10 protein-coding genes are annotated in these 14,166 nt (G+C 63.2%); 1 reads left to right on the top strand and 9 read right to left on the bottom strand.

Annotation, left to right across the window (positions count from 1 at the left end; all coding sequences use genetic code 11):
- Positions 1-542 precede the first annotated feature (542 nt).
- From KHO27_RS03280 to mtnA, 9 genes are all read right to left on the bottom strand, one after another.
- Positions 543-806: a lipopolysaccharide assembly protein LapA domain-containing protein gene (locus KHO27_RS03280; protein WP_046856618.1), complete on the bottom strand. Its 264-nt coding sequence runs from the start codon at positions 804-806 to the stop codon at positions 543-545.
- Positions 807-822: 16 nt separating this feature from the next.
- On the bottom strand, positions 823-1,119 hold the full coding sequence (gene ihfB, locus KHO27_RS03275) for an integration host factor subunit beta (protein ID WP_214501177.1): 297 nt from the start codon (positions 1,117-1,119) through the stop codon (positions 823-825).
- A 238-nt stretch (positions 1,120-1,357) separates the two neighbouring features.
- On the bottom strand, positions 1,358-3,034 hold the full coding sequence (rpsA, locus tag KHO27_RS03270) for a 30S ribosomal protein S1 (protein ID WP_214501176.1): 1,677 nt from the start codon (positions 3,032-3,034) through the stop codon (positions 1,358-1,360).
- Between the two features lie 123 nt (positions 3,035-3,157).
- Positions 3,158-3,844 carry a (d)CMP kinase gene (gene cmk / locus KHO27_RS03265; RefSeq protein ID WP_102684336.1) on the bottom strand — a complete coding sequence of 229 codons (687 nt, stop codon included), beginning with the start codon at positions 3,842-3,844 and terminating at the stop codon, positions 3,158-3,160.
- Entirely contained in the window at positions 3,841-6,081 is a 2,241-nt protein-coding gene (locus KHO27_RS03260; RefSeq protein WP_214501175.1) for a bifunctional prephenate dehydrogenase/3-phosphoshikimate 1-carboxyvinyltransferase, read from the bottom strand. The genes cmk and KHO27_RS03260 overlap by 4 nt, the downstream gene beginning before the upstream one ends.
- Positions 6,082-6,244: 163 nt before the next feature.
- Positions 6,245-7,339, bottom strand: a complete 1,095-nt coding sequence (pheA, locus tag KHO27_RS03255) for a prephenate dehydratase (protein ID WP_094010729.1) — start codon at positions 7,337-7,339, stop codon at positions 6,245-6,247.
- Positions 7,339-8,424 (bottom strand): 3-phosphoserine/phosphohydroxythreonine transaminase, encoded by a 1,086-nt coding sequence (gene serC / locus KHO27_RS03250; protein ID WP_214501174.1) that lies wholly within the window; start codon positions 8,422-8,424, stop codon positions 7,339-7,341. Before serC ends, pheA begins: the two co-directional genes overlap by 1 nt.
- 157 nt (positions 8,425-8,581) lie before the next feature.
- The gene (gene gyrA, locus KHO27_RS03245) at positions 8,582-11,344 is read right to left on the bottom strand and encodes a DNA gyrase subunit A (protein WP_214501173.1); all 2,763 of its coding nucleotides are present in this window, start codon (positions 11,342-11,344) and stop codon (positions 8,582-8,584) included.
- 248 nt (positions 11,345-11,592) lie between these two features.
- A complete protein-coding gene (mtnA, locus tag KHO27_RS03240; RefSeq protein WP_214501172.1) occupies positions 11,593-12,669 on the bottom strand; it encodes an S-methyl-5-thioribose-1-phosphate isomerase in 1,077 nt (358 codons plus the stop codon).
- Between the two features lie 111 nt (positions 12,670-12,780).
- Here mtnA and KHO27_RS03235 point away from each other — a divergent pair, with 111 nt between their 5' ends.
- A complete protein-coding gene (locus KHO27_RS03235; RefSeq protein ID WP_214501171.1) occupies positions 12,781-14,106 on the top strand; it encodes a TRZ/ATZ family hydrolase in 1,326 nt (441 codons plus the stop codon).
- Positions 14,107-14,166 lie beyond the last annotated feature (60 nt).

Genomic DNA, 14,166 nt, shown 5'->3' with positions numbered 1-14,166 from the left:
GTTAAAGATCGGATCGAAAGACACAAAGCTACCGGACCTGGCTACGTCGCGCACGAAAGCCTGGGCAAAGAGTGGTGGAATCCGGCCACTTTGCTCAGGACCGCCTAGGCTCTGTACGAAAAGCCTTGATACTTGTTCATGCTGCGTTGAAAACAGCCTCGGAATGCTCATGTACTCCAGTACACTCCGCTTCCTCGGCTGTTTTCGCCTTGCCTGACCTGCGTCTCAAGACTTTTCGTACAGAGCCTAAGGAACTAACCAGAAGCTGAAAGCAACGCGCATCAAAACCAAGACCACCCCGCTTCTTGCCTGGTCAAGCATCCCACTCCCGCCCCAGACCACAGCCTGGTCAGCAGACTCGCGCATTTCTTGCTTGAGGGCGGCGACAAGAACCGATGATTTCGCATATTCCACTGCGGCAGGGAATTGCAGGCAAATGCATTACGCCACTCTTTGATGAACGGAAGAGGAATAGCGCCATTAACGCACCACCCCTGAGACCAACAAAGGAAAAAAATCTTGAGCCAGCGTAAGACTTTTCTCTAATTCCCCGACAGCGCTGCCTGACGAGCAGAGACACGAATTTTGCGCTTGCCACGCATCAAGGCGTATGCCCCCAACAGAGGACCAATAGCCAGACCGAGCACCAGCGCAAGCAACATCAGCACCGCTACAGGCATGGCCGGCGCCGACCAACCGAACAGCACCAGGGAAACGCCCTGCTGGTTCTCCAGCACAAAGAACAGCACCACGGCCGCCAGCAGCAGTACGAACAACGCCGCCAAAGCGCGCTTGAGATTACGCATCAGATTACTCCTTCACTCAAGTGTGCTCGTGCTCTTCTTCATTGACCCGATCACGCAGCTCCTTGCCAGGCTTGAAATGCGGCACGTACTTGCCGTCCAAGCTGACCGACTGACCGGTCTTGGGGTTGCGGCCTACACGGGGCGCGCGGTAGTGCAGGGAAAAGCTGCCGAAGCCACGGATCTCGATACGATCCCCGGTCGCCAAGCACTGCGACATCTGCTCAAGCATGGTCTTGATGGCCAACTCGACGTCCTTGGACGAGAGTAGCCCCTGATGGGTGACAATACGTTCGATCAGCTCCGACTTCGTCATATTTTTCCCTTCGTTATCAAGCAGCTAGATCATTGCTTAATCAGTTTGTAGCACGCTCCGAGCGATTTGAACAGGCCGGTTCTTGACTAAACAAAAAAATTCAAGGTAAGGATTTGTTCACAGTCGTGACAAGCCGCCAGGAATCGGGCCAAGGTACGGAGGCTCCACACCTGCAGAGAAATCACAGGCACAAAAAAGGGCGACCCGAGGGTCGCCCTTTTTACCGATCAAACAGAACTCAGCTCTGCTTGGCCATAGCTTCGCGCAGCAGCGCGGCCATGGTGGTGTCGGCAGCCGCTTCCGGAGCGTTTTTCAGGCTCTGGATGGCTTCGCGCTCTTCAGCATCGTCCTTCGACTTGATGGACAGGCTGATGACGCGGGACTTGCGGTCGACGCTGATGATCTTGGCTTCGATCTCTTCGCCTTCCTTCAGCACGTTACGAGCGTCTTCAACGCGGTCACGGCTGATTTCGGAAGCTTTCAGAGTAGCTTCGATGTCGTCGGCCAGGGTCACGATAGCGCCCTTGGCGTCAACTTCCTTGACGATACCCTTGACGATAGCGCCCTTGTCGTTGACAGCAACGAAGTTGGAGAACGGATCGTCTTCCAGCTGCTTGATGCCCAGGGAGATGCGCTCGCGCTCTGGGTCAACCGACAGGATGACGGTTTCCAGCTCGTCGCCCTTCTTGAAGCGACGCACGGCTTCTTCGCCAGCTTCGTTCCAGGAGATGTCGGACAGGTGAACCAGACCGTCGATGCCGCCGTCCAGGCCGATGAAGATACCGAAGTCGGTGATCGACTTGATGGTACCGGTGATCTTGTCACCCTTGTTGAACTGGCCGGAGAAGTCTTCCCATGGGTTGGACTTGCACTGCTTGATGCCCAGGGAGATACGACGACGCTCTTCGTCGATGTCCAGAACCATGACTTCCACTTCGTCGCCAACCTGAACGACTTTCGACGGGTGGATGTTCTTGTTGGTCCAGTCCATTTCGGAAACGTGTACCAGGCCTTCAACGCCTTCTTCCAGCTCAGCGAAGCAGCCGTAGTCGGTCAGGTTGGTAACGCGAGCAGTCACGCGGGTGCTCTCTGGGTAACGGGCTTTGATAGCAACCCATGGGTCTTCGCCCAGTTGCTTCAGGCCCAGCGAAACGCGGTTGCGCTCACGATCGTACTTCAGGACCTTGACGTCGATCTCGTCACCAACGTTGACGATCTCGGACGGGTGCTTGATACGCTTCCAGGCCATGTCGGTGATGTGCAGCAGACCATCGACGCCGCCCAGGTCAACAAACGCACCGTAGTCGGTGAGGTTCTTGACGATACCTTTGACCTGCTGGCCTTCCTGCAGCGATTCCAGCAGAGCTTCGCGCTCGGCGCTGTTTTCGGCTTCCAGGACGCTGCGACGGGAAACGACAACGTTGTTGCGCTTCTGGTCCAGCTTGATGACCTTGAATTCCAGCTCTTTGCCTTCGAGGTGGGTGGTGTCGCGCACTGGGCGGACATCAACCAGGGAGCCCGGCAGGAACGCACGGATGCCGTTAACGTCGACAGTGAAGCCGCCTTTAACCTTACCGTTGATAACGCCCTTGACCACTTCTTCAGCAGCGAAAGCAGCTTCCAGAACAATCCAGCACTCGGCGCGCTTGGCTTTTTCACGGGACAGCTTGGTTTCGCCGAAGCCGTCTTCGACCGCGTCCAGCGCAACGTGAACTTCGTCACCGACCTTGATGGTCAGTTCGCCAGTTTCGTTGTAGAACTGCTCGAGCGGGATGACACCCTCGGACTTCAGGCCAGCGTGTACGGTAACCCAGTCGCCGTCGATGTCGACAACGATACCGGTGATGATTGCGCCCGGCTGAAGATTGAGGGTTTTCAGGCTTTCTTCAAAGAGTTCTGCAAAGCTTTCGCTCATTTTAATTCCTGTAGATTCGGGCGAAAAAGACGCCCATAGCCACATTCCAGACAATGTGGGTTTCGTTAAGTTAAGAAGTGCTGGCAGGACGTTGACTGGTGCCCCTGCCGGCCCTCCTCTCCATCAGGCCAGGTCGCGCAGGGCGAGCTCGCTTCTGATGCGTTGCAGCACCTGCTCGATGGACAGCTCCGTGGAATCCAGCTGAATTGCATCGGCCGCCGGCTTGAGCGGGGCCACTGCGCGCTGGGTGTCGCGCTCATCGCGCGCACGGATCTCATCTAGCAGACTCGACAGACTAACATCTTCACCCTTGCCCTTCAACTGCAGGTAACGGCGACGGGCACGCTCCTCGGCACTGGCGGTAAGGAACACCTTCAACGGCGCGTCCGGGAATACCACGGTGCCCATGTCGCGACCGTCGGCGATCAGCCCAGGGGCTTCACGGAACGCACGCTGGCGCTGCAACAGCGCCTCGCGCACCGCGGGCAGCGAGGCAACCATCGAGGCCCCGGCACCGACTGTCTCGGTGCGGATGGCATTGCTGACATCCTCACCTTCTAGAATGATCTGCTGCAGCTTGCCCGGCTCCGCCGCGACGAACTGTACGTCCAGATGCGCGGCCAGCGCCTTGAGCAGCTCTTCGTTGGTCAGGTCGACTCCGTGATTGCTGGCATTGAATGCCAACAAGCGGTAGAGGGCGCCAGAGTCGAGCAGGCGCCAGCCCAGCTCACGAGCCAGCAGCCCTGCGACCGTGCCCTTGCCCGAGCCGCTAGGCCCGTCGATGGTGATGACCGGTGCTTGCGAATTCACGACTTGCCCTCTTCGGCGACGCGGATGCCGACTTCCTTGCACAGCGCCAGGAAGTTGGGGAACGACGTGGCGACGTTGGCGCAGTCATGAATGACGATCGGGGCACTGGCGCGCAGCGAAGCGATGCTGAACGCCATGGCGATGCGGTGGTCGCCATGACCGTGCACTTCGCCGCCGCCGATCTGGCCGCCGTCGATGATGATGCCGTCCGGGGTCGGCTCGCACTTCACGCCCAGGGCGATCAGGCCGTCGGCCATCACCTGGATGCGGTCCGATTCCTTGACCCGCAGTTCTTCGGCGCCACGCAGCACGGTACGCCCTTCGGCGCAGGCGGCGGCGACGAACAGCACCGGGAACTCGTCGATGGCCAGCGGCACCAGCTCTTCCGGGATGTCGATACCCTTGAGCTTGGCGCCACGCACGCGCAGGTCAGCCACCGGCTCGCCGCCGACTTCACGCTGGTTTTCCAGGGTGATGTCGCCGCCCATCAGGCGCAGGATGTCGATCACGCCGGTGCGGGTCGGGTTGATGCCGACGTGCTCCAGGACCAGTTCGGAACCCTCGGCGATGGACGCCGCCACCAGGAAGAACGCCGAGGAAGAAATATCCGCCGGCACTTCGATACGGGTGGCGGTGAGCTTGCCACCGGACTGCAGGGAAGCTACCGGACCGTTCGACTCGACCGCGTAGCCGAAGCCGCGCAGCATGCGCTCGGTGTGGTCACGGGTGGGCGCAGGCTCGGTGACGGTGGTGGTGCCTTCGGCGTACAGGCCAGCCAGCAGCAGGCAGGACTTGACCTGGGCACTGGCCATCGGCAGCGTGTAGTTCAGCGCCTTGAGCTTGTGGCCACCACGGATGGTCAGCGGCGGTCGACCTTCAGGGCCGGTCTCGACCACGGCACCCATTTCACGCAGCGGGTTGGCCACGCGGTTCATCGGACGCTTGGACAGCGAGGCGTCGCCGGTCATGGTGGTGTCGAACGACTGCGCTGCCAGCAGGCCGGACAGCAGGCGCATCGAGGTGCCGGAGTTGCCCACATACAGCGGGCCGGGCGGCGGCTTCAAGCCATGCAGGCCAACACCGTGAATAGTCACGCGACCATGGTGCGGCCCTTCGATGACCACACCCATGTCGCGGAAGGCCTGCAAGGTCGCCAGGGCGTCTTCACCCTCGAGGAAACCTTCGACTTCCGTCGTGCCCTCGGCCAGCGAGCCGAGCATGATCGAGCGATGGGAAATCGATTTGTCGCCAGGTACGCGGATCCGTCCGGACACGCGGCCACCCGGTTGGGCCAGGAAAATCAGATCGTTGGCGTTCATAGCGTCCACATAGGCCCGACGGGCAAGGATTTTACTGAAATGCTCGCGGGCAACCCGGGCGCGGGTGAACACGCCCAGCAGTTGGTGCCCGTCCCCAGCATCGACCGCGTCGCGCAAGGCGTCGAGGTCGCTGCGAAATGTATCGAGAGTGCGCAGGACCGCCTCGCGGTTGGCGAGGAAGATGTCGTGCCACATGATCGGGTCGCTGCCGGCGATTCTCGTGAAATCGCGGAAGCCTCCCGCAGCGTACCGGAAGATCTCCAGGTTTTCATTGCGCTTGGCCAGCGAGTCGACCAGGCCGAAGGCCAGCAGGTGTGGCAGGTGGCTGGTGGCGGCCAGCACTTCGTCATGGCGCTCCACCGACATGTGCTCGACGTCGGCATCCAGCGCCCGCCAGAGGCGATCGACCAGCGCGAGCGCGCCCGGTTCGGTTTCCGCCAGCGGAGTGAGGATCACCTTGTGCCGGCGGAACAGCGCCGCATTGGAGGCCTCCACCCCACTCTGCTCCGACCCGGCGATCGGGTGCCCCGGCACGAAACGCGACAGGCGCTCGGCGAACGCCTCGCGCGCGGCACGCACCACATTGCCCTTGGCACTGCCCACGTCGGTGATCACCGCATTACCCAGGTCGAGCTGGGCCAGGCGAGCCAGGACTTTCTCCATGGCCAGGATCGGCACAGCCAACTGGATGACGTCGGCGCCGACACAAGCGGCCGCAAGGTCTGCCTCGCAGCGATCGACCACGCCCAGCGCCACGGCTTGCTTGCGCGACTCGGCGTCGAGGTCGACGCCGACCACTTCGCGGCACAGGCCGCTTTCGCGCAGGCCCTTGGCGAAGGAGCCGCCGATCAGGCCGAGACCTACGACCACCAGACGGTCGATGAGCGGAGCGGGATTGTTTGTTACAGCATTAACCACGAGTGCGAACCCTGTTCAAAAACATGCCAGTCGTTGAGACCGCAGGGGGCTGCTGCGCAGCCCATCGCTGGCAAGCCAGCTCCCACATAGGCCAGCGATACACCGCTCCCTGTGGGAGCCGGCTTGCCGGCGATGGGCCGCAAAGCGGCCCCAACAAAATCGATCAAAGCACCGCTTTCGGATAAGAGCCCAACACCTTCAGCGCCACAGCCTCCTGGCTGATCTGCTCGAGTACCGCCTTGATCAGCGGATCACGGTGATGGCCGACAAAGTCGATGAAGAACACGTAGGTCCACTTGCCGCTGCGCGACGGACGGGTCTCGATGCGCGTGAGGTCGATGCCGTTCTCGTGGAACGGTACCAGCAGCTCGTGCAGAGCACCCGGCTTGTTGCTCATGGAGACGATGATCGAAGTCTTGTCGTCGCCGGTCGGCGGCACTTCCTGGTTACCGATCATCAGGAAGCGCGTGGAGTTGTCCGGGCGGTCCTCGATCTTTTCGGCCAGGCGGGTCAGACCATACAAGTTGGCCGCCATGTCGCCAGCGATCGCCGCCGAATTCCACTCGCCCTTGACCCGCTTGGCCGCCTCGGCGTTGCTCGACACAGCCACGCGCTCGACGTTCGGGTAATGGGCGTCCAGCCACTTGCGGCACTGGGCCAGCGACTGGGCATGGGAGTAGATGCGGGTGATGCTGTCGGTCTTGGTGTTCTCACCCACCAGCAGGTGATGGTGGATACGCAGCTCGACCTCGCCGCAGATCACCATGTCATGCTCGAGGAAGCTGTCCAGCGTGTGGCTGACGGCGCCCTCGGTGGAGTTCTCCACCGGCACCACGCCGAAATTGACCGCACCCGCCGCCACCTCGCGGAACACCTCGTCGATGGCCGCCATCGGGCGGCTGACCACGGCATGACCGAAGTGCTTCATGGCTGCGGCCTGGGTGAAGGTACCTTCAGGGCCGAGGTAGGCCACCTTCAGCGGCTCTTCGAGCGCCAGGCAGGAGGACATGATCTCGCGGAACAACCGCGCCATCTCTTCGTTGTCCAGCGGCCCCTGGTTACGCTGCATGACGCGCTTGAGCACCGCGGCCTCGCGCTCGGGACGGTAGAACACCGGCGCCTCGCCTTCAGGCAACGATGCGGTCTTGACCTTGGCAACTTCCTGGGCGCAACGGGCGCGCTCGCTGATCAGCTCGAGGATCTTCTCATCGAGGCTGTCGATGCGCACGCGCAGGGCCTTGAGCTCCTGATCGGACATCAGCCGTGCTCCTTCTCGAATTCACCCATGTACTGCACCAGCGCCTCGACAGCCTCCAGGCCCAGGGCGTTGTAGATCGAGGCACGCATGCCACCGACCGAACGATGGCCCTTGAGGTTGAGCAAGCCACGGGCATCGGCGCCGGTCAGGAAGGCCTTGTCCAGACGTTCGTCGGCCAGGCGGAACGGCACGTTCATCCACGAGCGGGCGTTGACGCTGATCGGGTTGGTGTAGAACTCGCTGCCGTCGATGAAGCCGTACAGGCGCTCTTTCTTGGCGCGGTTGCGCTGCTCCATCGCCTCGACGCCACCCTGCTCCTTGAGCCACTCGAACACCAGGCCCGAGAGGTACCAGGAATAGGTGGCCGGGGTGTTGTACATCGAGCCGTTGTCGGCCGACACCTTGTAGTCGAGCATCGTCGGGCAGCTGCTGCGGGCACGGCCCAGCAGGTCTTCGCGCACGATCACCACCACCAGGCCGCTCGGGCCGATGTTCTTCTGCGCACCGGCGTAGATCAGGCCGTACTGCGATACGTCGATCGGGCGCGACAGGATGTCCGAGGACATGTCGACCACCAGCGGGACGTCACCGGTTTCGGGCACCCAGTCGAACTGCAGGCCACCAATGGTCTCGTTGGACGCATAGTGCACGTAGGCGGCGTTGCGGGTCAGCTGCCACTCGTTCTGGCCCGGGATAGCCAGGTAGTCGTAGGGCTTGGCGCTGGCAGCAACGTTGACAGTGCCGAAGCGGCGCGCTTCCTCGATGGCCTTCTTCGACCAGATACCGGTCTCGACGTAGTCGGCGGTGCCGTTTTCCGGCAGCAGGTTCAGCGGAATCTCGGCGAACTGCTGGCTGGCACCGCCCTGCAGGAACAGCACCTTGTAGTTGGAGGGGACGGACAGCAGGTCGCGCAGGTCCTGCTCGGCCTTTTCGGCGATGGCCACATAGTCGTCACTGCGATGGCTCATCTCCATCACCGACAGACCCTTGCCGCGCCAGTCCAGCATCTCGGCCTGGGCGCGCTGCAGCACGGCATCAGGAAGCGCGGCAGGGCCTGCGCAGAAGTTAAAGGCTCGTTTGCTCACATCCACTCTCGCTCTGCCAAATAGAACAAAATCGTAATTCGCTGCGGACCAGTCAAGACTGTATCGCCAGCACCGGGGCTGCCTCGCAGCGCCAATGCCCCACCTTCATCAGTCAAACGGGGCGACCTTGGTCGCCCCGCTCGGGTTGTTGCATCGATTATTCCTGAGGCGCCTCTTCGGTGCCGGCATCGTCGTCGCCCACCGCATCGAGCGGGGCGCCCTCCTCGTCCGTCTCGATCAGTTCATCGAGCTCTTCTTCGGAGGGTTCCTGGACGCGCTCAAGCCCCACCAGCGTCTCGTCGGTGGCCAGCTTGATCAGCGTGACACCCTGGGTGTTACGGCCCAGGCTGGACACCTCGCCGACCCGGGTACGCACCAGCGTGCCCTGGTCGGAGATCAGCATGATTTCCTCGCCTTCCTGCACCTGGATAGCGCCGATCAGCAGACCGTTGCGCCCCTTGGTGCCCATGGCGATCACGCCCTGACCGCCACGGCCGCGACGCGGGAACTTGGACAGCGGGGTACGCTTGCCGAAACCACGCTCGGAAGCGGTGAGGATCTGCGCGCCAGACTCCGGAATCAGCATGGAAATGATCTGCTGACCCTTGCCCAGCTTCATGCCGCGCACGCCACGGGCGGTACGGCCCATCTCGCGCACCACGCTCTCGGCGAAGCGGATCACCTTGCCGGCGTCGGAGAACATCATGACTTCCTTGGCGCCATCGGTGATGGCGGCGGCGATCAGGGTGTCACCTTCCTTGAGCTTCAGGGCAATCAGGCCGTTGGAACGCGGACGGGCGAACTGCACCAGCGGAGTCTTCTTGACGGTACCGGAAGCAGTGGCCATGAAGATGTAGGCGCCGGTCGCTTCAGCGACCCACTCAGGGGTGTCGCCGTCTTCCTCGTCGATCTCCTCGGCTTCCACCAGCTCGCCTTCGATCACGCTGTCATCGCTGTCTTCCAGTTCTTCCTCTGGGTCTGCGTGCTGCTGCAGCGCCTCCAGGTCGATCTGCAGCATGGCGGTGATGCGCTCACCTTCTTCCAGCGGCAGCAGGTTGACCAGCGGGCGGCCGCGGGCGGCGCGGGAGGCCTCGGGAATCTCGTAGGTCTTCTTCCAGTACACCTTGCCCTTGCTGGAGAACAGCAGCAGGGTGGCGTGGCTGTTGGCAACCAGCAGGTGCTCGATGTAGTCCTCGTCCTTGACGCCTGTGGCCGACTTGCCCTTGCCACCACGGCGCTGGGCCTGGTACGCGGACAGTGGCTGTGTCTTGGCGTAGCCACCGTGGGAGATCGTCACCACACGCTCTTCTTCGGGGATCATGTCGCCGTAGTTGAGGTCGTGGCTGGCATTGAGGATTTCGGTGCGGCGGGCATCGCCGTACTCGGCGCGGATCGCTTCAAGCTCTTCGCGGATCACTTCCATCAAGCGCTCGGCGCTGCTGAGGATGCGAATCAGCTCGCCGATCTGCTCGAGGATCTCCTGGTACTCGGCCAGCAGCTTCTCGTGCTCCAGGCCGGTCAGGCGGTGCAGGCGCAGCTCCAGGATCGCCTGGGCCTGTTCCGGCGACAGGTAGTACTTGCCTTCGCGCAGGCCGTACTGCTCCGGCAGGTCTTCCGGACGGCACGACTCGGCACCGGCGCGCTCGACCATGACTTGCACCGCGCTGGACTCCCAGGCCGTGCTGATCAGCGCCTCCTTGGCTTCGGACGGCGTCGGCGAGGCCTTGATCAGGGCGATGACCGGGTCGATGTTGGACAGCGCGACCGCCTGACCTTCAAGGATGTGACCACGCTCGCGGGCCTTGCGCAGCTCGAACACGGTGCGGCGAGTGACCACCTCGCGGCGGTGACGGACGAACGCTTCGAGCAGGTCTTTCAAGTTAAGCAGGCGCGGACGACCGTCGATCAGGGCGACGATGTTGATGCCGAACACGCTCTGCAGCTGGGTCTGCTGGTAGAGGTTGTTGAGCACCACCTCCGGCACCTCGCCGCGACGCAGCTCGATGACGATGCGCATGCCGTCCTTGTCGGACTCGTCGCGCAGCTCGGTGATGCCTTCGATCTTCTTCTCTTTGACCAGCTCGGCGATCTTCTCGATCAGGCGCGCCTTGTTCAGCTGGTACGGCAGCTCGGTGACCACGATCTGCTGGCGGCCGCCGACCTTGTCGATATCCTCGATCTCGGAGCGGGCACGCATATAGATGCGGCCACGGCCGGTGCGATAGGCCTCGATGATGCCCTGGCGGCCATTGATCAGGCCCGCTGTCGGGAAGTCCGGCCCCGGGATGAACTGCATCAGCTCATCGACCGTGATGTCGGAGTTGTCGATCAGCGCCAGGCAGCCGTCGATCACTTCGCCGAGGTTGTGCGGCGGAATGTTCGTCGCCATGCCCACGGCAATACCGCTGGAGCCGTTGACCAGCAGGTTGGGGATCTTGGTCGGCATGACCGCCGGGATCTGCTCGGTACCGTCATAGTTCGGTACCCAGTCGACGGTCTCTTTGTGCAGGTCGGCCAACAGCTCATGGGCCAGCTTGGACATGCGCACTTCGGTGTATCGCATGGCCGCGGCGTTGTCGCCGTCCACCGAACCGAAGTTGCCCTGGCCATCGACCAGCAGGTAGCGCAGCGAGAATGGCTGGGCCATGCGCACGATGGTGTCGTACACGGCGGTGTCGCCGTGCGGGTGGTACTTACCGATCACGTCACCGACCACACGGGCGGATTTCTTGTACGGCTTGTTCCAGTCGTTGCCCAGTTCGCTCATCGCATACAGAACGCGACGATGCACGGGCTTCAAGCCGTCACGCGCATCGGGCAGCGCTCGCCCGACAATAACGCTCATCGCGTAGTCGAGGTAAGACTGTCTCAGTTCGTCTTCGATATTGACCGGGAGGATTTCTTTGGCCAGTTCGCCCATGAGAAGCCTGATTCCTTTTTCTGGTGAAACTTCGCCTGATCCCTCGAAGGACGAACGAAGCTCGCCGCCGCAGCGCAATTGGGGTGCGACGACTTACGACAAATCAATGAGTTGTGCCATGGATCTGCGCAATGAAGGCCGCGGTAAAGAGCGGCCTTGGAAACTGCCGGATGGTATCACAAACGCTGCGCGCATGGGAGATATGGCAGGTTGCCGTACAGCACCATCCGCACGGATGGAAAAACGCCTCAGTGGAGGCGTTTGCGGCACATCAACTGGGCGATTTTTGCGGTATCCGGGCGCTCGACCACGCCCTTTTCGGTGACGATCACGTCGATCAGGTCGGCCGGCGTGACATCGACCACCGGGTTGTAGGCCTCGACATCAGCGGTTACCTGAATCCCGGACACCTCCAGCAGCTCTTCCTCGCCGCGGGTTTCCAGCGGGATATCCTCACCGGTGGGCAGGTTCAGATCGATGCTGGTGCTTGGCGCCACCACCATGAAACGCAGCCCGTGGTGCATGGCCGCCACCGCCATCTGGTAGGTGCCGATCTTCGCCGCCACATCGCCATTGGCGGCAATGCAGTCGGCACCGACCACCACCCAGGTGATGCCCTTGGTCTTCATCAGGTGCCCGGCCGCCGCGTCGGCGACCACGGTCACCGGCACACCGTCGGCGGCCAGCTCCCAGGCGGTCAGGCGCGAACCCTGCAGCCACGGCCGCGACTCGCAGGCATAGACCTGCTCGACCATGCCCTCCAGCGTGGCAGCGCGAATCACCCCCAGGGCGGTACCGAAGCCGCCGGTGGCCAGGGCCCCGGCGTTGCCGTGGGTGAGCAGGGCCTGCTCGCTACCCTGGTGCCTGCGGATCTGCTCGACACCGAACTGGGCCATGGTCAGGTTGGCCTCGCGATCGCTTTGATGAATCGCCACTGCCTCGACCTCCATCACCTTCAGCACGTCTTCATCCGGGCGCAGGCGCTGCAGGCGCTCACGCATGCGGTTGAGCGCCCAGAACAGGTTGGCCGGGGTAGGCCGCGCCTCGCCCAACATCATGAAGTCTTCTTCAAGGCTCTCTTCCCAACTCTCGCCTTCGGCCAGGCGACGGCGCAGCGCCAGCACCAGGCCGTAGGCGGCGCAGATGCCGATCGCCGGAGCGCCACGCACGGCCATGTCGCTGATCGCCTCAGCCACCTCGGCCGCCTCGGTGCAGGCCAGCCAGCACTGCTCAAGCGGCAGCAGGCGCTGGTCGAGCAGGTGCAGCACGCCATCGCGCCACTCGATGCCCGTCACCGTCTCCGCCGCCATCAGTTGCTCGCGCATCGCCTCTCCCCGTCGCCCTGGCATCAAAAGCCGGCGATTATAGCGAGCCTGCGTCGCGGACGCTCGGGTATACTGCGCGTTTAGCCGAACCGATCCAGGTAAATGTCGCGCATGCCCACTGCCACTCCGCTCCTCGACCTGCTGCTTGTGCCGGACTGGCTGGTCCCCGTCGAGCCGGCCGGTGTCGTGCTGGAGGGCCATGCGCTGGGCATCCGCGACGGCCAGATCGCCTGGCTCGGCCCACGCGAGCGGGCACCCCAGGCCCGGGACGTGCGAACGCTGCCCGACTGCCTGTTGACGCCCGGGCTGGTCAACGCCCACGGCCACGCCGCCATGACCCTGTTCCGCGGTTTGGCCGACGACCTGCCGCTGATGACCTGGCTGCAGGAGCATATCTGGCCCGCCGAGGGTCGCTGGGTGAACGAGGCCTTCGTGGCCGCCGGCACCGACCTGGCCATCGCCGAACAGCTCAAGGGCGGCATCACCTGCTTCGCCGACATGTATTTCTATCCCCGCGAGGCCTGCGACCGCGTGCACCGCAGCGGCATCCGCGCGCAGATCGCCGTGCCGCTGCTGGATTTCCCCATCCCCGGCGCACGCACCCCGGACGAGGCCCTGCACCTGGCCATCGAGCTATTCGGCGAGCTGCGCCACCACCCGCGCATCACCATCGCCCTGGGCCCGCACGCCCCCTACACGGTGAGCGACGAGAACCTGGAGAAGATCCGGGTGATCGCCGACCAGCTGGACGCACCGCTGCACATGCACATCCACGAGACCGCCAGCGAAGTCGAGCAGGCACTCAAGGACAACGGCGAGCGGCCAATGGCGCGCCTCGCGCGCCTGGGCCTGCTGGGCCCGAACCTGCAAGCGGTGCACATGACCCAGATCAGCGACGAAGACCTGGCGCTGCTGGTAGAAAGCAACACCAGCGTGGTCCACTGCCCCGAATCCAACCTCAAGCTGGCCAGCGGTTTCTGCCCGGTGGAGCGCTTGTGGCAGGCCGGGGTGAACGTGGCCGTCGGCACCGATGGCGCCGCCAGCAACAATGACCTCGACCTGCTCGGTGAAACCCGCACCGCCGCGCTGCTGGCCAAGGCCGTCGCCGGCTCGGCCACCGCCCTGGACGCCCACCGGGCACTGCGCATGGCCACGCTCAATGGCGCCCGGGCGCTCGGGCTGGAGGCGATCACCGGCTCGCTCGAAGTGGGCAAGGCCGCCGACCTGGCTGTCTTCGACCTGTCGGGGCTGGCGCAGCAACCGGTGCACGACCCGGTCTCACAACTGATCTACGCCACAGGTCGCGATTGCGTGAAGGATGTCTGGGTAGCCGGGCAGCAACTGGTCGAGGACCGCCGCCTGAGCCAAATGGACGAAGCCGCGCTGGCCGCCAACGCCCGCGCCTGGGGAGCCCGCATCGGCGGGCGCAACGAATGAACGGCCGGCAGCTGCGGCTGCCGGCCCGCGACACTATTTATCGAAGATTCAGAGGACTGT

This window comes from Pseudomonas sp. RC3H12, assembly GCF_018596375.1.
In the GTDB taxonomy this organism is placed as follows: Bacteria; Pseudomonadota; Gammaproteobacteria; order Pseudomonadales; family Pseudomonadaceae; genus Aquipseudomonas.
The sequence above is the reverse complement of the archived record's forward strand: the minus strand, read 5'-3'. Positions and strand labels throughout refer to the sequence as shown.

Coding starts and splice junctions, on each gene's coding strand:
- KHO27_RS03235 (WP_214501171.1), top strand. CDS start 12,781: ATGCCCACTGCCACTCCGCTCCTCGACCTGCTGCTTGTGCCGGACTGG.
- ihfB (WP_214501177.1), bottom strand. CDS start 1,119: ATGACGAAGTCGGAGCTGATCGAACGTATTGTCACCCATCAGGGGCTA.
- rpsA (WP_214501176.1), bottom strand. CDS start 3,034: ATGAGCGAAAGCTTTGCAGAACTCTTTGAAGAAAGCCTGAAAACCCTC.
- pheA (WP_094010729.1), bottom strand. CDS start 7,339: ATGTCCGATCAGGAGCTCAAGGCCCTGCGCGTGCGCATCGACAGCCTC.
- gyrA (WP_214501173.1), bottom strand. CDS start 11,344: ATGGGCGAACTGGCCAAAGAAATCCTCCCGGTCAATATCGAAGACGAA.
- KHO27_RS03280 (WP_046856618.1), bottom strand. CDS start 806: ATGCGTAATCTCAAGCGCGCTTTGGCGGCGTTGTTCGTACTGCTGCTG.
- mtnA (WP_214501172.1), bottom strand. CDS start 12,669: ATGCGCGAGCAACTGATGGCGGCGGAGACGGTGACGGGCATCGAGTGG.